Source organism: Qipengyuania pacifica, assembly GCF_019711555.1.
Lineage (GTDB): Bacteria > Pseudomonadota > Alphaproteobacteria > Sphingomonadales > Sphingomonadaceae > Qipengyuania > Qipengyuania pacifica.
On the sequence record NZ_JAIGNQ010000002.1, the window covers coordinates 909,357 to 926,866 of the forward strand.

18 protein-coding genes are annotated in these 17,510 nt (G+C 62.8%); 10 read left to right on the forward strand and 8 right to left on the reverse strand.

The window, feature by feature from the left end:
• Positions 1 to 123: 123 nt before the first annotated feature.
• Complete coding sequence (locus K3177_RS09630; RefSeq protein WP_221598061.1) at positions 124 to 1,656, forward strand: Do family serine endopeptidase; 1,533 nt, start codon at positions 124 to 126, stop codon at positions 1,654 to 1,656.
• Between the two features lie 109 nt (positions 1,657 to 1,765).
• Here K3177_RS09630 and K3177_RS09635 read toward each other — a convergent pair whose 3' ends face one another.
• Positions 1,766 to 3,937, reverse strand: a complete 2,172-nt coding sequence (locus K3177_RS09635) for a transglycosylase domain-containing protein (RefSeq protein ID WP_221598062.1) — start codon at positions 3,935 to 3,937, stop codon at positions 1,766 to 1,768.
• 110 nt (positions 3,938 to 4,047) lie between these two features.
• Positions 4,048 to 4,449, reverse strand: a complete 402-nt coding sequence (msrB, locus tag K3177_RS09640; RefSeq protein ID WP_221598063.1) for a peptide-methionine (R)-S-oxide reductase MsrB — start codon at positions 4,447 to 4,449, stop codon at positions 4,048 to 4,050.
• A gap of 211 nt (positions 4,450 to 4,660) precedes the next feature.
• Between msrB and rpsT the strand changes: the two genes are divergently transcribed.
• From rpsT to K3177_RS09660, 4 genes are all read left to right on the forward strand, one after another.
• Complete coding sequence (gene rpsT, locus K3177_RS09645) at positions 4,661 to 4,921, forward strand: 30S ribosomal protein S20 (protein ID WP_103022351.1); 261 nt, start codon at positions 4,661 to 4,663, stop codon at positions 4,919 to 4,921.
• A gap of 439 nt (positions 4,922 to 5,360) precedes the next feature.
• Positions 5,361 to 6,824: a chromosomal replication initiator protein DnaA gene (dnaA, locus tag K3177_RS09650; RefSeq protein WP_103022350.1), complete on the forward strand. Its 1,464-nt coding sequence runs from the start codon at positions 5,361 to 5,363 to the stop codon at positions 6,822 to 6,824.
• Positions 6,825 to 6,936: 112 nt separating this feature from the next.
• Positions 6,937 to 7,371, forward strand: coding sequence for a DUF983 domain-containing protein (locus K3177_RS09655; protein WP_221598064.1), 435 nt, complete (start codon positions 6,937 to 6,939; stop codon positions 7,369 to 7,371).
• A complete protein-coding gene (locus K3177_RS09660; protein ID WP_221598065.1) occupies positions 7,368 to 8,141 on the forward strand; it encodes a HesA/MoeB/ThiF family protein in 774 nt (257 codons plus the stop codon). Before K3177_RS09655 ends, K3177_RS09660 begins: the two co-directional genes overlap by 4 nt.
• Here K3177_RS09660 and K3177_RS09665 read toward each other — a convergent pair.
• The gene (locus K3177_RS09665) at positions 8,130 to 8,831 is read right to left on the reverse strand and encodes an NAD-dependent deacylase (protein ID WP_103022348.1); all 702 of its coding nucleotides are present in this window, start codon (positions 8,829 to 8,831) and stop codon (positions 8,130 to 8,132) included. The two genes, K3177_RS09660 and K3177_RS09665, sit on opposite strands and share 12 nt — an antisense overlap.
• A gap of 81 nt (positions 8,832 to 8,912) precedes the next feature.
• Between K3177_RS09665 and dapB the strand changes: the two genes are divergently transcribed.
• Genes dapB through K3177_RS09680 form a run of 3 tightly spaced genes read left to right on the forward strand, consistent with a single transcriptional unit; the run spans position 8,913 to position 10,736 of the window.
• The gene (gene dapB, locus K3177_RS09670) at positions 8,913 to 9,644 is read left to right on the forward strand and encodes a 4-hydroxy-tetrahydrodipicolinate reductase (protein WP_221598066.1); all 732 of its coding nucleotides are present in this window, start codon (positions 8,913 to 8,915) and stop codon (positions 9,642 to 9,644) included.
• The gene (gene nth, locus K3177_RS09675; RefSeq protein WP_196846891.1) at positions 9,641 to 10,312 is read left to right on the forward strand and encodes an endonuclease III; all 672 of its coding nucleotides are present in this window, start codon (positions 9,641 to 9,643) and stop codon (positions 10,310 to 10,312) included. Before dapB ends, nth begins: the two co-directional genes overlap by 4 nt.
• Positions 10,313 to 10,343: 31 nt before the next feature.
• Positions 10,344 to 10,736: a hypothetical protein gene (locus K3177_RS09680; RefSeq protein WP_221598067.1), complete on the forward strand. Its 393-nt coding sequence runs from the start codon at positions 10,344 to 10,346 to the stop codon at positions 10,734 to 10,736.
• Positions 10,737 to 10,739: 3 nt separating this feature from the next.
• Here the strand turns inward: K3177_RS09680 and K3177_RS09685 are convergent, their stop codons facing one another.
• Both K3177_RS09685 and dapE read right to left on the reverse strand, forming a co-directional pair.
• Positions 10,740 to 11,978, reverse strand: coding sequence for a dicarboxylate/amino acid:cation symporter (locus K3177_RS09685; protein WP_103022344.1), 1,239 nt, complete (start codon positions 11,976 to 11,978; stop codon positions 10,740 to 10,742).
• Positions 11,979 to 11,999: 21 nt separating this feature from the next.
• Positions 12,000 to 13,136, reverse strand: a complete 1,137-nt coding sequence (gene dapE, locus K3177_RS09690) for a succinyl-diaminopimelate desuccinylase (protein WP_221598068.1) — start codon at positions 13,134 to 13,136, stop codon at positions 12,000 to 12,002.
• A gap of 29 nt (positions 13,137 to 13,165) precedes the next feature.
• On the opposite strand from dapE, the gene K3177_RS09695 reads away from it, so the two are divergent.
• Positions 13,166 to 13,633: a cupin domain-containing protein gene (locus K3177_RS09695; RefSeq protein ID WP_221598069.1), complete on the forward strand. Its 468-nt coding sequence runs from the start codon at positions 13,166 to 13,168 to the stop codon at positions 13,631 to 13,633.
• Here K3177_RS09695 and K3177_RS09700 read toward each other — a convergent pair.
• Positions 13,630 to 14,520 carry a S1/P1 nuclease gene (locus tag K3177_RS09700; protein ID WP_221598070.1) on the reverse strand — a complete coding sequence of 297 codons (891 nt, stop codon included), beginning with the start codon at positions 14,518 to 14,520 and terminating at the stop codon, positions 13,630 to 13,632. The genes K3177_RS09695 and K3177_RS09700 overlap by 4 nt on opposite strands.
• The gene (locus tag K3177_RS09705) at positions 14,487 to 15,146 is read right to left on the reverse strand and encodes a glutathione S-transferase family protein (protein WP_103022340.1); all 660 of its coding nucleotides are present in this window, start codon (positions 15,144 to 15,146) and stop codon (positions 14,487 to 14,489) included. Before K3177_RS09705 ends, K3177_RS09700 begins: the two co-directional genes overlap by 34 nt.
• 172 nt (positions 15,147 to 15,318) lie before the next feature.
• Between K3177_RS09705 and K3177_RS09710 the strand changes: the two genes are divergently transcribed.
• Positions 15,319 to 15,738, forward strand: coding sequence for a VOC family protein (locus K3177_RS09710; RefSeq protein ID WP_221598071.1), 420 nt, complete (start codon positions 15,319 to 15,321; stop codon positions 15,736 to 15,738).
• A 30-nt stretch (positions 15,739 to 15,768) separates the two neighbouring features.
• Here the strand turns inward: K3177_RS09710 and K3177_RS09715 are convergent, their stop codons facing one another.
• Positions 15,769 to 16,854 (reverse strand): mechanosensitive ion channel family protein, encoded by a 1,086-nt coding sequence (locus tag K3177_RS09715; protein WP_221598072.1) that lies wholly within the window; start codon positions 16,852 to 16,854, stop codon positions 15,769 to 15,771.
• Positions 16,855 to 17,510: the final 656 nt, after the last annotated feature.

The following is a 17,510-nucleotide window of genomic DNA, read 5'->3' on the forward strand; positions in this document are numbered from 1 at the left end:
CAATCGGCATTCAGCGGCCAGCGACACAGTCGTTCGCCGGAACGTCAGGCTCGTTAGGCGGTAAGTCTGCCGTCGGTAGAGTCGGTGCAAGTATTTGAAGAGGACGAAAAGGACGTGAAGCCAGTGCGATATGCATATTCCGTGACGAGTGCGCTGCTGGTAGGCGGCGCCGCGATCTCGCTCGCGACCGGTTTTCCGGCTGGAGCCCAGGTTGCGCAGAACGACGACAGCCATATGGCCCGTGTCGTCCCGCGCGCCGGTGCGCCAGAGAGTTTCGCCGACCTGACGGCGCAGTTGCAGCCGGCGGTGGTCAACATTTCGACCCGGCAGCGGATCGAAGTGCCGACCAGCTCGGGTAACCCTTTTGCAGGCACGCCGTTCGAAGGCCTCTTCGGCCAACGCGGCGGAGCGCAGCAGGAACCGCAATACCGCGAAGGCCAGTCGCTGGGTTCGGGCTTCATCATTTCGGCCGACGGTTACGTCGTGACGAACAACCACGTCGTCAGCCCGACGGGGCGCGGGACGGTGGAAGAGATTACCGTCATCATGCCCGACGGGACCGAACATAATGCCGAACTGGTCGGCACCGATGCATCATCCGATCTCGCGGTGCTGAAGATCAGCGGCAGCAAGGCTTTCCCCTTCGTCGAGTTCGGCGATTCGCGTCAGGCGCGGCCGGGCGACTGGGTCGTGGCCATCGGCAATCCCTTCGGCCTGGGCGGAACGGTAACGTCCGGCATCATTTCGGCCATCCAGCGTGTCACCGGACAGGGCGGCGCATACGACCGCTACATCCAGACCGACGCCAGCATCAACCGCGGCAATTCGGGCGGTCCGCTGTTCGACATGCAGGGCAATGTCATCGGCATCAACAACGCGATCTTCTCGCCTTCTGGCGGCAGCGTGGGCATCGGCTTTGCCATCCCCGCCGAGATCGCCGCGCCTATCGTGCAGAAGTTGCGTGACGGCGTGGAAATCGAACGCGGTTATCTGGGTGTGCAGATCCAGCCGGTGACAGACGATCTGGCAGCATCGCTGGGCATTGCACAGAAGCGCGGTGAATTCATCCAGTCGGTCCAGCCCGGCGAAGCGGCCGAAAAGGCCGGCATCGAGGCTGGCGATATCGTGACGAAGATCAACGGCAAGGATGTGACGCCCGAACAGACGCTGTCCTTCCTCATCGCCAATATCCGGCCCGGCACGACCATCCCGGTCGAACTGATCCGCAACGGTGAAACCCGCCGCGTCAATCTGACCGTCGGCCGACGCCCGTCGGAAGAGGAACTGCGCCAGCAGCAGCAGTTCAACCCCGATGCGCAGGACGAGGATTCGATGGAGCCGGGCGACAATGCGGTGATCGAGGACAACCTCGGCCTGCAGGTGCTCCCGCTCACGGGTCAGATCGCGCGCCAGCTCGGCGTCGATGCCGATACGCAAGGTGTCGTCGTTGCCGGTGTCGATCAGAATTCGGACGCAGCCCGCAAGGGCCTGCAGCGCGGCGATATCATCCTGACGGCGAATTACCGTCCGGTTACCACGCTGGAAGGCCTGGAGAATGCGGTACGCACCGCACAGAGCGAGAACCGCGAGGCCTTGCTGCTGCGGGTACAACGCCGTGGCCGTCCGCCGCAGTATGTGGCCGTGCGCCTTCGCTGAGGCATCAGCAACACGAACAGGAAAAGGGCGGCCGCCGGAATGGGGGCCGCCCTTTTTCGTACCCGGGCCAAATCATTGAGCCTTGGGGGCGGCGCTGGCGCCGCCGGGGCTATGGGCGCTGGTCGCGCCTCGCCCCCGTCGCTTCGTTGAGGAAGTCGTCCCCGATCGCCTGAGGCGCGCCATCGACCCCGCGCGGAGGCTGTTGGGGCTGAGGCGGCTGCTGCGGCTGCTGCGGCTGCCTTTGACCCGGTACAGGCTGACGCGGCCGGTCGCCTTCGAGCGTCCGGTCGAACTCGTCGCCGAAGGGATCTTCGCGCGGTGTGTCCGATGTGCCGGGTTCGATCAGATTGCCCTGTTCGTCGATGAAATAGTAATCTTCCGGATCGCCGAGCATGTACTCGTCATCCGGTTCGAGCTGCCATTCCGGAAGCTGCAGATCGGTGTCGAACTGTTCCACCGGGCGATCCTTGACGGCATAACGCATATAGGCGGCAAAGGCGCGCGCCGGCGCAGTACCACCCTGCAATCCGCCCACGCGCACATTGTCGTCCCGGCCCATCCAGACCCCGGTCGTGATGCCGGAGGAAAAGCCGACGAAATAGCCATCCTTGTTGGAGCTTGTCGTACCCGTCTTGCCCGCTACCGGCCTGCCGATATCGGCGGCGCGGCCGGTCCCGGTGGCGACTGCGGTCTGCAGCAGGTCAGTGATTCCGGCAGCGACATAGTCGGGTACCAGCTGCGTGCTGCGCGTGTTGCGCTCGTGCTCGTAAAGCAGGTCGCCATCGGTCGTTTCGACTTTCAGGATGCCATAGGGTTCGACCGAATTGCCGCCTGCCGACACCGCGGCAAAGGCACGCGTCATGTCGATCAGGCGAACCTCGTTCGTGCCAAGCACCATCGATGGATAGGTGTTGATTTCGGTCGTGATCCCGAAGCGCCGCGCCATGGACGCGACCGTACCGAAGCCGACTTCGTTGCCGAGCTGCGCGGCGACCGTATTGATCGAATAGGCAAAGGCCGTGCGCAGATCGATTTCACCGACATTGCGGCCCGACGAATTGCGCGGGCTCCACCCGTTGATGCTGACCGGCGTATCCACCACGCGGTCGTCGGGCGTGTAACCGGCCTCGAGCGCTGCGAGATAGACGAACAGCTTCCACGACGAGCCCGGCTGGCGTCGGGCATCGGTGGCGCGATTGTAATTGGTCTGGATGTAATCGGTGCCGCCGATCAGCGCGAGCACCGCCCCGTCACGGTCCATGCTGACGAGCGCACCCTGCGCGCCATCGGGCGTATTGGACTTTATCGATGCGGTGGCGGCCCGCTGCATCCCCACATCGAGCGTGGTCCACACCTCGATCGGTTCGAACGTTTCGGGCAGCAGCAGGTCGAGCTGCGGCAGAGCCCAGTCGGTGAAATAGCGGACCGAGTTCTGGCCCGCTTCTTCCTTCAGCTTCACGGCGCTGGGATCGACGGTCGCATCGGCGGGGATGCGGCCCTGTTCCTTCATCAGGCGCAGGACGACACTGGCGCGGCCCACTGCGGCATTCACATCGGCCGTGGGCGAATAACGGCTGGGCGCCTTGACCAGCCCGGCGATGATCGCCGCTTCGGCGGTGGAGAGTTCGGTCGCCGGATGGCTGAAGAATTTGCGGCTGGCAGAATCCACGCCATAGGCACCGCCGCCGAAATAGACCTTGTTGAGATAAAGCTCGAGGATCTGTTCCTTCGAGAACTTCGCCTCCAGCGCCATGGCGAGCACAGCTTCGCGCAGCTTGCGATCGAGCGAACGGTTGTTGTTGAGAAAGACGTTGCGCGCCAGCTGCTGGGTAATGGTCGAGGTTGCCGACACGCGCCGGTCACCGGTCGCCGCGGTATAGACGGCGCGGACGAGGCCATAGGGATCGATCCCGAAATGCGAATAATATCTGCGGTCCTCGACCGAGATCATCGCGTCCTTCATCACCTGTGGGATTTCGTCGGAAGTCAGCCACTTGCCGTAGCTGGGGCCGAGTTCCACGATCTCGGTCCCGTCGCGTGCGCGAACGACGATGGTCTGCGCCGTCTGCGTCGCCTTGAGCTCATAATATCCGGGCATCGACCGGGCGGCGAAGACGACGGCCAGGCCGACGAACAGGGCGACAAGGACCGCCAGCGCCCCGCCCCAGATGACAAGGCGGCGCATCCAGAACTTGACCCGGCTCTGCGGCTCGTCCGCTGCTGCGCGCGATGCGCCATCCTTGCGCGCGGCGCTCTTGCGGCGGCTCCCTCTCTTATCCATCGGTTATGCAGATACCCATTGTTAGTCGCCGGCTCCAGTCGGAGGCCCTATAAATATCGGGACATCGCATGGCGAGGTCTAATCCCGCCTGAATGGATGCGCGTGAAGCGTCAGTCGTCGGGTTCGAAATCCAGCGCAGCCGAATTGATACAGTAACGCATGCCGCCGCGATCGGGTGGGCCGTCGGGGAAGACGTGGCCCAGGTGGCCGCCGCAGTTCGAGCAGGTCACCTCGGTCCGGATCATGCCGTGGGATATGTCGCGGTGTTCGTCCACGACCTCACCCTCCGCCGGGGCGGTGAAGGCGGGCCAGCCGCAGCCGCTGTTATATTTGTCCTCGCTTTCGAACAGCTTCTGGCCGCAGCCCGCGCAGTAATATTCACCTGAATCGTAATGCTTGTCGTATTTGCCGGTGAACGCGCGTTCGGTGCCCGCTTCGCGCAGGACGTGGTACTGTTCGGGGGTCAGCTTTTCGCGCCATTCGGCATCGCTGGTGTCGGGCTTGTCGCTCACATACTTGTCCTTTTGCCGGAGGTCCTACATATAGGAGCAACCGGAGCCGATGCACGCAGTTCCGCAACCGCGTTCCGGTCGCCACCACGATTTGCTTGACGATTCGCAGGGGCGCCGCTAAGTGCGCCGCTTTCCGGCGGCCCGTGCCGCCCATTCGCACGCACCCAAAGAGATTTCGCCGCGCATGCCGTGCGGCCTGACGAGGACAAACATGGCCAATACGCCGCAAGCCAAGAAGCGCATCCGTCGCAACGAAAAGCGCGCCGACATCAACGGTGCCCGCCTGAGCCGCATCCGCAACTTCCTCAAGAAGGTGGAAGTCGCAATCGAAGGCGGCGACAAGGACAACGCCCAGGCCGCGCTCAAGGCAGCCCAGCCGGAACTGGCACGCGGTGTCGCTCGCGGCGTGTTCCACAAGAACACCGCTGCTCGCAAGATGAGCCGCCTGTCGAAGCGCGTTTCCGCGCTCTGATTCGCTCTCGCCGGCACGCCGGCAGGGAAAGACAAAAGGGGCCGCCGGTCGAACCGGCGGCCCTTTTGTCGTTTTCGCGTTTCGTTTTGGTACGCACCTTTCGGGCGGCCTCGGGAAGAAGCACCAGAAACCCGCGATTCGCATCCTGATTTCGAGCAATTGCGAGCAAATTCATCGACTTGAACGGGGGCCTGCGGCTTACATCTGAGTCAACAAGTATATTTCAGGTTTTTTACAGTTATCCCCCTTGCGACTCATCCGGCCCGCGACCTAGACAATGGTCATCGGCTCGGGACGGGACAGCCCGGGCTCTTAGAAAATCGATAAAGTGAGGGAGACCTCCGGAAGCACCGATTCCGGAGCATGGCCAAACTGTGCCTCTTTCGCTGACCATCAATTCAAGGGTGCCGCACGGCGCCCTTCGGGGGACTGTACGAGAATGCGCGACGCAGCGAAATCCGGGGCGACCAAAAAGGCACAGGACGATTTCATGGAAGATCTGGAAGCGGTAAACCTGGCGGCGGATTGGGCGGACATCAGCCAGGGCCTGCGAAAGGATCTGGGACACCAGCTTCACAGCCAGTGGATCAAGCCGATCCAGGTCGGCGGCATCGAAAAGGATACGGGCACGCTCGACCTTTTCCTGCCCACCGAATTCAGCGCCAACTGGGTCAAGGATCGCTTTGCCGACCGCCTGAGCCTGGCATGGAAGATCGCCCGCAGCGAAGTGCGCGATGTCCGCATCCAGGTGCATCCGGGTCGCCGTCAGGTCACCGATCTGCGCCTGCATTCCGATGGCCGCCGTCCGGCGAACGACGGCGCGGATACCTCGATGATGGCAATCGGCGCCGATACGCTGGGCGATACCGGCTTCACCAGCTCGGTCGGCCTCGACCCGTCGCTGACCTTTGCAGCCTTCATCACCGGCGAAGCGAATGTCCTCGCCTTCAATGCAGCCCAGCGCATGGGCGCCACCGAGAAGCCGCAGTTCTCGCCGCTCTATCTCAAGGCTGCTACGGGCCAGGGCAAGACGCACCTGCTCCACGCGATCGGCCACAGCTTCCTGCAGGCTCATCCGCGCAGCCGCATTTTCTACTGCAGCGCCGAACGCTTCATGGTCGAATTCGTCCAGGCGCTGAAGGCCAACCAGATGCTGGAATTCAAGGCCCGCCTGCGCAGTTTCGACCTGCTGCTGGTGGACGACATCCAGTTCATCATCGGCAAGGCCAGCGCGCAGGAAGAACTGCTCTATACGATCGATGCGCTGCTGGCCGAAGGCAAGCGGCTGGTATTTGCCGCAGACCGCGCGCCCCAGGCTCTGGACGGTGTGGAACCGCGCCTGCTTTCGCGTCTCTCGATGGGGCTGGTGGCCGATATCCAGGCAGCCGATATCGAACTGCGCAAGAAGATCCTCACATCCAAGCTTACCCGCTTCGCGCCGCTCGAAGTACCGGCAGATGTGCTCGACTTCCTGGCCCGGACGATCACGCGCAATGTGCGCGAACTGGTCGGCGGCCTCAACAAGCTGATCGCCTATGCGCAGCTGACGGGGCAGGAAGTGTCCCTGCAGCTTGCCGAAGAACAGCTGACCGATATCCTTTCGGCAAATCGCCGCCGGATCACGATCGACGAAATCCAGCGCACCGTGTGCCAGTTCTACCGGATCGACCGGTCCGAAATGAGCAGCAAGCGCCGTGCGCGCGCCGTGGTCCGTCCGCGGCAGGTTGCCATGTATCTTTCAAAGGTTCTGACGCCGCGCAGCTATCCGGAAATCGGGCGCAAGTTCGGTGGCCGCGATCATTCCACCGTCATCCATGCCGTCCGCCTTATCGAAGACCTGCGCCAGCGCGATGCCGATATGGATGGCGATGTGCGCAGCCTGTTGAGACAGCTGGAAAGCTGACAGGAAAACCCTGCAGCTCTTCGGGCCGCTTCCACAATCGATGCACCGCCTGTCGACAGGGCCATACACAGACCTGTCGACAGGGTGCGCGTGACAGGCCAAAGGGCTGCGGATGCCGCACCACGACTCCCCTGCCCCGCGAGCGCATATCGACCTGCCGCATTCCTTCGCTGCCGTGCTCATCCGCGGTGCGCGCGGCGATTGTCCGCGCTGCGGGGAAGCGAAGATCTTCCGCAAATGGCTCAAGCCGCATGATCGCTGCGCAGCCTGCGCGCTCGATCTTTCGGTCCAGAGCGCAGACGATTTTCCCGCTTACATCTCCATCTTCGTGACAGGCCATTTGCTCGCGCCGATACTGATCATGCTGGCCAGCGATTTCGCCCTTTCGGCCATGGCGATCGTCTCGATCATCATCCCGCTCGCCATCGCCATGTTGCTGGCGCTGCTCCAGCCGTCCAAGGGCGCGGTCATCGCCATGCAGTGGTGGCATGGCATGCATGGTTTTCGCAAGGAACGTGCGCCCGAGGGCGAGGACGAACGCGCGTGAGCCTGTCACCGGAACGCCTCGATCGCTTTGCGCGCCACATCGTCCTGCCGGAAATCGGCGGCGCGGGGCAGATCGCCCTCGCGAAAAAGCATCTCGTGCTGGTCGGGCTTGGCGGTATCGGCAGCCCTGCCTTGCAATATCTCGCGGGTGCGGGGATCGGGAAACTGACCCTGGTCGATGATGACCGTGTCGATGCCAGCAATCTCCAGCGCCAGACCTTGTTCAACGAACGCGACATCGGTCATGGCAAGGCCGTTATCGCCAAGCGTTGGGTAACCGGCTTCGATCCCGAACTGGACGTGCAGATCAGCGACCGGCGGATCACGGTAGCCAATGCACCCGACCTCGTGATCGGGGCGGACCTCGTGCTCGACGGGACCGACAATTTTGCCACGCGCCTTGCCGTTTCCGACGCCTGCGTAGCAGAGCGCGTGCCGCTGCTCTCGGCTGCTGTCGGGCGCTTCCAGGGGCAGGTCGGCGCCTTTGCCGGACATCTTGCCGGGGAAGCCTGCTACCGTTGTTTCGTGGGCGACGCTTTCGATGCAGAAGACTGCGACACTTGCGCCGAGGACGGCATGCTTGGCGCCATGGCGGGATGGGTTGCCACCTTTGCAGCGATGCAGGCGATCCGCATCATGCTCGACGGCGTCAGCGCCTTGGGCGATACCGATTGGGGCCGCGTACATCTGCTGGATGGCTTGAAGCCCGGCATGCGCAGTTTCGCCATCGCCAAGGACCCGGCCTGCAGCGCCTGCGGATCAGCCGCCTAGCACCTCGTCGACCCATTGCGGCACCAGCTGCGTGGCCGGGCCATGACGCGATTCGTGGAACCAGCGCGAACCCATGCTTGCCTCTAGATTGAGTTCGAGTGTCCGCACGCGCATTTCGCGCGCTTCCTGCACAAAGCCGGCCGCCGGATACACCGCGCCCGACGTGCCGATACTCACGAACAGATCCGCCTTGCGCAAGGAAGCGTAGATGCGGTCCATCTCGTAAGGCATTTCGCCGAACCAAACGACGTCGGGGCGCAGTGCACGTTCGCCGCATTCGGGGCAGGCCGGCCGGTCGAGCATCGGCCCGGTCCATTTCGTCCGCATATCGCAGGCCGTGCACCATGCATTGAGATGCGTACCGTGCATGTGCAACACACGGCTCGCGCCAGCCCGTTCGTGCAGATCGTCGACATTCTGGGTGACGATCAGCAATTCGCCGTCCCATGCGGCATCCAGCTTCGCCAGCGCCTCGTGCGCCGCATTGGGCTGCTTGGCCTGAATCGCCTCTCGCCGCATATCGTAAAAGCGCAGCACAAGGTCCGGATCACGCTCGAAAGCTTCAGGTGTCGCGACGTCTTCGACCCTGTGCTGTTCCCAGAGCCCCCCTGCGTCGCGGAAGGTGTCGATCCCGCTTTCAGCGGAAATTCCAGCCCCGGTCAGGATCACGATGTTGCGCATATCGGCCATTGCCCTCAAGTAGCGAAGGCGTAGGGCAATTCAAACCACCTGCAAACAGCGGTACCAAATCAAACCTCACATGGAGAACCAATGGCGCGGATCGGGATAATCGGAAGCGAAGGTGCCATGGGCCATGCGCTGGCTCACGTCGTCGCGGCGAGCGGACACGAACTGGCCGGCGGTATCGACCGCGGTGGCGATCCGGCGGGGCTGGCCGATGCGAGCGACGTGCTGATCGATTTCTCCGTTCCGCAAGCCCTGGATGCGAACCTTCACGCCGCCATCGGTGCCGGTATCCCCATTGTCATCGGCACGACTGGCCTTGATACATCGCACCATGATGCAATCGACAATGCTGCCCGGGTCGTTGCCGTTCTGCAGACGGGAAACACCTCGCTCGGCGTGACGCTGCTGGCGCATCTCGTGCGAGAGGCCGCGGCGCGGCTTGGCCCGGACTGGGATATCGAAATTCTCGAAATGCACCATCGCCGCAAGGTCGATGCGCCCAGCGGCACGGCGCTATTGCTGGGCGAGGCGGCAGCACAGGGGCGCGGGATCGACCTTGCCGAGCAGTCCGAGCGCGGGCGCGATGGGCATACCGGTGCGCGGCAGGAAGGGGCCGTCGGCTTCGCCAGTCTGCGCGGCGGGACCGTGGCCGGCGAGCACAGCGTGATCCTAGCAGGCGAGGAAGAGCGGCTGATATTGTCCCACAGCGCGGAAAACAGAAGCATCTTCGCCCGCGGCGCCGTGCGCGCTGCCGAGTGGATGCTCGCGCGCGAGCCGGGCCGCTATACGATGGAAGAGGTTTTGGGTCTTCAATGACGAAGGACCAGATTTTCGAGTTCTTCCGCCGGCTTGCCGAAGACAATCCTTCGCCCGAAACCGAACTGGAATACGGCAATGCCTATCAGTTGGTCGTCGCGGTCGCCCTGTCCGCACAGGCGACGGATGTCGGGGTCAACAAGGCCACCCGCGCTCTGTTTCGCGAGGTGGAAACGCCGGAACAGATGCTGTCCTTGGGCGAAGATGGCCTGAAGGAGCATATCAAGACCATCGGCCTGTTCAATTCCAAGGCGAAGAACGTGATTGCGCTCAGCCAGTTGCTCGTCGACGAATACGACAGCAAGGTGCCCGACACGCGCGAGGATCTCGTGCGGCTGCCCGGTGTCGGGCGCAAGACGGCCAATGTGGTCCTCAATTGCTGGTTCGGACAGGAGACCTTCGCGGTCGACACCCACATCTTCCGCGTCGGCAATCGCACCGGCCTGGCCAAGGGGAAAACGCCCGAACAGGTCGAGGCAAAGCTCGAAAAGCGTGTGCCCCAACCCTTCCGGCTGGGCGCGCATCACTGGTTGATCCTGCATGGCCGCTATGTCTGCAAGGCGCGCACGCCCGAATGCTGGCGGTGCGCCGTGGTGGACCTGTGCAGTTACCGCAAGAAGGTGCTAGAGAAGCCAGGCAGGGGCAACACAAAGACCGGTCCGGGCTGATGTGACGGGCCGGATCAGCTGGAGATGCGCGATGATCCGTACCGCCACCGTTCTCGTTCTGCCCCTTGCGGTGCTCGCCTGTGCATCCGTCGAAGACGATCAGCCCTTCGTCAGCAAGGCCCCTGCAGCCACCGTTACCGGCGAACCCCAGCGGTGCCTCAATGCCTCCACGATCAGCCGGACCATTGTGCATGACGACCGCACGATCGATTTCAAGGTAGGCTCGCGGACCTGGCGCAATACGCTTCCCAACAGCTGCCTGCACCTCGGCATCCGGCGCGCCATCAGCTACGACGTACGCGGCAACTCGCTCTGCGCGGGCGAGGTAATTTACGTGCTGGACGGCCCCGGCAGCCCATCCCAACGCGGTGTGTCATGCGCGCTGGGAGAATTCGTGCCCGTGGAGCCAGCTAAAGCGAACTAATCGTCACACGTCGTCCGCCGACACCATTTCCCCTGTGTCGATTTCGCCGGTCATCACCGCCACGGTCGTCGCCACGGCAGCATCGCCGCTGACATTGGTCGTGGTGCGCATCATGTCCATGATCCGGTCGACGCCGGCGACGAAGGCGATCGTTTCCAGCGGCACGCCGACGGCACCGAAGACCAGTGCCATCATGATCAGTCCGGCACCCGGGATGCCTGCAGCGCCCACCGCGCCCAACGTCGCGAGGATCGAAATGAGGAAGTAATCGGCCCAGCTGAGGTCGACGCCGAAGATCTGCGCGCCGAACAGCGTGGCGAGCCCCAGATACATCGCCGTGCCATTCATGTTGATGGTCGCGCCAAGGGCAATCACGAAACTTGCCACCGAGTTCGATACGCCCAGGTTGCGCTCCGCACAGCGCAGCGTCACCGGGAGCGTCGCGTTGGAACTGGCGGTCGAATAGCTCACCGCCATCGCATCGATAATCCCGCGGAAGAAATCGCGCACGGGCAATTTGGCGAGAAACTTGATCATCGCCGAATACATGACGAAAATGATCAGCAGGCATCCGGCGTAGTTGAGCGCCACGAGTTTTCCGAGCGCCAGCAGCGCATCGAAGCCCAGGGTTCCTGCCACCCACGCCATAAGGGCGAAAACGCCGAAGGGGGTGAGTTCCATCACCACCATCGTCACCTTCTGCATGATGACGGCCCCGCTATCGAAGACCTTCTGAACCGGGAGCCCTTCCTCCTTAGCCATGAGGATACCGATACCGATGAGCATGCTGAACACGATCAGGGGGAGGACCGAGACGTCCGCCATGACCTGTACGGGGCTTTCGGGCACGATCGAAAGGATCATGTCGACTGCAGTGGTTGGGTTGGGTTCGGGCGTTGCGCCCATTTCGATCGCGCTGGTGTCTACCCCGCTGCCCGGTGCGACCAGCGTGCCGAGCCCCAGGCCCAGCCATACGGAAATTTGGCCGGTCACGACGAAGAGAAGCATCGCTCGCCCGCCGACCGCGCCCAGCTTGCGCAGGTCGCCAATGGCGGCAACGCCCGACACGAGGCTGAAGAAGATGAGCGGAACGACCAGCATCTTGATCGATCTGATGAAGAAATCGCCGATCCACTTGATCGATTCCGCATCCGGGCCCCACGCCCAGCCGGTGAGCACGCCGAGGATGAGCGCGGTGATCACGCGCTGCCACAGCGGAATTTCGAACCAGGTCCTCAACATGCGATCCCTCCCTCGTGCCCGCTAGCGGGCCAGCGCATCCCTAGCAATGCGCGTATAGATGCGGCTTAGCGTCGAAAGGTCGGCCATGGCTACTGCTTCGTCACGCTTGTGCATGGTTGCGTTGCACAGGCCGAATTCGATGACCGGACACACAGCCCGCAGGAAACGGGCGTCCGACGTTCCGCCGGTGGTGGAAGGTTCGGGCTCGACACCGGTTTCCGCCTTTACTGCAGCATGGATGATGTCCGAGAATTGTCCCGGCGGCGTCAGAAAGGGTTCGCCGCTGACGATCGGCAGGGCGGTGCCGCCATGCTTTCTGGCGATGGCGGCGATCTGTTCGGTTAGTGACGCACCCGAATGGCAGTCGTTGAAACGGATGGAAATCCGCGCCGTTGCTCTTTCCGGGATGACGTTGTGCGCCGGATTGCCGACCTCGAGATCGGTTATCTCGAGGTTGGATGGCTGGAACCAGTCGGTCCCTTCATCGAGTACCAGTGCATCCAGTTCGGCGAGCATGGCGACGAGCTTCGGGATCGGATTGTCGGCAAGGTGCGGATAGGCGACATGCCCCTGTGTGCCCTCAACCTCCAGCCAGATATTGACCGAACCCCGTCGGCCGATCTTCATCATGTCGCCAAGGCGGTTCACGCTGGTAGGTTCGCCGACCAGGCACAGATCGGGCGTTATGCCCTCCGCGGCCATGTAATCGATGATCGCCCTTGTGCCATGCAGTGCAGGGCCTTCTTCATCGCCGGTAATGATGAAGCTGATGGTGCCGGCATCGGCAGGAACCTGCGCGACCGCATCGACCATGCAGGCGATCGCGCCCTTCATGTCGACCGCGCCGCGCCCGTAAAGCAGGTCGCCGCGCTCTTCCGGCTCGAACGGCTCGCTCGCCCAGCCGCCGCCCGGCGGGACGACGTCCAGATGTCCTGCGAAGGCGAAATGCTTCGATCCTTCGGGGCCGCGCCGGATGGCGAACAGGTTTTCCACCGGCGCTTCGGGAGTGCCTTCCTCCCCGTCGCCGCGCATGAAGCGAGTGACCTCGAAACCGAGAGGGGCGAGCATGGCTTCCATCGCGTCGAACACCGATCCGGTAGCCGGGGTGATGCTGGGTGCGGCCATCAGTCGCTTGGCGAGGTCGATCACTTGCGTCATTCCTGCGTCGCTAGCAGGAGTGTACGACAATGCCCAAGCTCGATCTCGATGCCATTCCCCAGACCAATGCCACCGGTTATCCGGCGCCGTTCGATGCGGACGTTCAGGGGCGCTGGTATCGCCGCCTCGCTCCGGCATCGGGTCTCACCCGCATTGGGGCAAGCCACGTTACGCTCAAGCCGGGCGCCTTTTCCTCGCAGCGGCACTGGCACTGCCTCGAAGACGAATTGGTCGTCATGCTCGCCGGCGAAGCCGTGCTGATCGAGGACGAGGGAGAGAGCATCGTTCGACCGGGCGATGTCCTCGCCTGGCCGGCGGGCGTTGAAAACGGTCATCGGCTGCACAATCGGTCCACTTCCGATTGCGTGTTCGTGGCGGTGAGCGCGGGCGACAAAGCCCGCGATTCGGGCGCATACCCCGATATCGACATGGTCTTCGGGCCGGATGGTTATACCCGCAGGGACGGCACGCCCTACCCTACCAAACGCGTTCCCTAATCGCTCGCCGGCTCCGGCAGGGGGCCGGGCTCGAACGCCGCGTCGAGATAATCGGCCATGCGCAGTCCTGCCTGCAAGACGCGGCGCCGGGCGATCGGCAGCGAGCGGTCGATGATCGCCTGCGACATGTCGACCTCGTCAGGCAGACCCCCCTCGCACGGATCGCAGCCGAAGGTTTCGGGATAGATGAATTCCCGCGCGATTTCCCAGCTTTCACGGCCCCAGTCGGCGGACGTGCCGCCTGCCAGTTTGGCGCGCTCCTGCGCCGTATACCGCCGGGCTACCGGGGGATCGCCGCTGATCGCCCGTTCGGCCAGTGGGCCGTCCCACACCCAGTGGAGATTGAGGCCGGGCACGATCCCGTAGGTCGTTTCGCGATCGTTGCCGCCGCGATCGTCGAGGTCGCCCGAATGCAGCGGCATGTGGATGTCGCCGATGAAGTGGACGAGGAACGCCAGCGCCTCCACGCGCACATTGTCGGGCAGGCTTTCATCGGCAAGGATACGCTGGTTGCGTTCGACCTGCGCGCTGACGCAATTGAGGCCGGAACAGTTCTTGAGCGCGTCGTATTCCTCGGTCACCGGCTCCGTCTGGTAATGCCACGAAAAGGTGTAACCCCACCGCCAGTAGGCACCGCGCAGGCAATCCGGCCATACGGCCGCATCCTGCAATGTTTCGATGGCGCAATCGGGCGTGCCAAGCATTGGCGATGCCCGAAGCAGCCGGGCAATCTTCGCCCGCGTTTCGGGCCGCACATTCTCCATCGCAATATCGGCGGTCACGGTATGGGCGTAAAAGCCCCATGCCTGCGCCTGCGCGGGGAGGAACAGCGCGCCCAGCGCAGCGATGGCGGTCAGCCAACCGTTTCGTATTGTTCGATAACCCATTCTTCGTTTTCCGATGCGGCGATCCATGCTTCCATCCACTCATGTTCCCACAGCGCCTGCATATAGGCGGCGGCGAAACCCGGGACGGGGATCTGATAGCTGATGAAACGTGACACGACCGGGGCAAAGAATACGTCCGCCGCGCCGAAAGTGCCGAACAGGAACGGCCCGCCGCTGCCGAAACGGCTGCGCGCTTCGGCCCACAGGCCGAGGATGCGCAGGATGTCGGCCTTGCATGCCTCGCTCGGCTCGAAGCCGTCGAAGCGCTTGCGCACATTCATCGGGCATTCGCCGCGCAGCGCGGCATAGGACGAGTGCATTTCGGAAACCATCGAGCGGGCCATGCCCCGCGCCACGGCATCCTTGGGCCAGAACCGGTCGCGCCCGACCTTGTCGGCGAGATATTCGAGAATGGCGAGGCTGTCCCACACCACCGCGTCGCCATCCCACAGCAGCGGCACCTTGCCAGACGAGGGTCGGATCTGACCGCCATGCTTGTCGGCTTCCCAGTTCTCGCCGAACAACGGGACGACGATTTCCTCGAACGACAGGCCCGATTGCTTGGCGGCGAGCCACCCGCGCAGCGACCAGCTGGAATAGTTCTTGTTGCCGATGATGAGCTTCATGCGGTGCCCCTTGCGATTCGTCCGGGGGTTAGGCGTTCATCCCGTCGCTGTCGATGCTGAACGATGGACCAGATCCTGGCTTTACACGGAGCGATGGGTTTGAACAGGAAGCCCACGCCGTCACGCGCAGGTGGCTGTAGGAAAATGTCAAACGCTCGCCTATTCCATCACCATGACATTGCGCCCGTTCCACCTCGCCTTTCCCGTCAACGATCTCGCCGCGGCGCGGGAGTTTTATGGTGATGCCATGGGCTGCCGCGAAGGGCGATCGAGTGACGAATGGGTCGATTTCGACTTCTACGGCCACCAGATCGTCGCCCATCTCGCACCCGGCGGGGCGGGAGATCGGACAAGCAATCACGTCGATGGCCACGGCGTTCCGGTGCCGCATTTCGGCATCGTGCTCGCCATGGAAGACTGGCAGGACCTGGCCGACAGGCTGACGGCGGCCGGGGTCGAGTTCGCGATCGAACCGACGATCCGCTTCAGGGGCCAGCCCGGCGAACAGGCCACGATGTTCTTCCGCGATCCCAGCGGTAATGCGCTGGAGATGAAAGCCTTCGCCGACGATGCGATGCTGTTTGCGACGTAGCTGATCCAGGGCGCCTTCCCGCCAAGTCTCTCAAGACCTGACCGCTTCTCTCCCGGTTTCGTCGATCCATCGATTACGCGCGAAGGCTTCGGGGCAGGTTTCCGATATCCAGTCGGTGATCCCTTCGCGGATATCGCACCGCAAATCGAACAGGGTCGGCGAATCCTTGGCGCTCATCAGAAGCCTGACTTCCTTGGTATCGCGCGTCGTCTCCGTCACCTGCGTGACCTGAACGCGTCCGTCCCAGCGCTGGTTGGCGTTGATCTGCCTTTCGAATTCCTGCCGGATCGGTTCCACGCGCGCTGCCGGGTCGAGATAGAGAAAGACCGTGCCGAGCAGCTTGGCTGTCGTCTTCGTCCAGTTCTGGAATGGCTCTTCGAGAAACTTGGTCGTGGGGACGATCAGTCGCCTTTCGTCCCATATCTTGACGACTACATAGGTCGTGCGGATCTCTTCGATCCAGCCCCACTCACCCTCGATGATCACGACATCGTCGATGTTGATCGGTTCCGTGGCCGCCATCTGCACCCCGGCGATGAGCGAACGCAGCGCAGGCTGTGCAGCAGCACCCACCGCCAGGCCGGCAAGACCGGCCGACGCGACCAGTGTCATGCCGATATCGCGCACCCCCGGGATCGATAGAAGCATCACCCCGACCGTTACGAAAATCACCAGGAATGTGGCGATGCGGTTGAACATGGCGAGCTTGGTCCGCCTTCGCCGTGCGCGCAGATTGTCTTCGACCGAAACGTCCGCGCTGAGGGCCATGGTATTCACCAGGGCATGCAGGACCGCCAGAACCATCCAGCCGATCAGGGCAGGCATGACGAAGCCGGCGACCTTCTGCCAGATTTCGTCCAGAAGCGGCAATTCCCGCGCCACGATAATCAGAGCGAGCGCGAGAATGGCGAAACGCGTGGGACGCCGGAGCCGGGACACCACGATATTGTCGGCCTTGCTGCCACTTGCATCGGAAAGGTGCTGCAGCCCGCGGAACACCAGCCAATGCATAGCCAATGCAACCATCGCGACGAGCACGGCGATCAGAACCGCTTCAGCCACCTCTCCATGCAAGCCGATATCGGCACCGATGAAATCATTGATCCGGTCGAGCATTCGGCTTTCCCCGTACAAGGTTGTCGACCTCTCCCTGCAATCCGTCTGCGCGAACTCTCCTTCTATCAATGGCAACCGTAAGGCGAGGTTCCGTTCGGGGACAAGGGTAGAGCTTCCGGCAAATGCGCCCTGCGCCCCTCGAAACGTGCTTTCGTCAGGTCATGGAGCGGACCAGAGTGCCGTAGCGGTCATTCGTCGTCGCTGTGGCGTTAGGCGCAATATGTCATACGATCGGCAATTGACGAGCTATATTGGACTGGTCAGAACAGGCTGAGGTAATCGAAAGGGTTGTTACCCGGTAGCGAGGGTGACAATCCTGATCGGAATTTCAAAGACATGATGAGGGGATTTAATGTCCAGGTTCCTTAAGATGCCGTCACCCGAATTGGTATGGGCCTCGATGCAGGGTGTGGCTGTTGGCGCTGTATTGTACGCGATAGTGAAGTATAATTTTTTCATGTAGGTTATCGAGAGCCTCCGCCAAAAACGGCCGGGGCTTGTCGAGCCAAGAGTACACCCACCCGCTCTCGTCATTCCCGCGCAGGCGGAAATCCAGCCTGGCCCGGCGCGTCATCGCCGTCTCGCCAATGACTGCAGCCGTCCCCGCCACCAGCCGTAGGACCCCCTCTCGAACAATCCTATTTCTGCGCTAAATG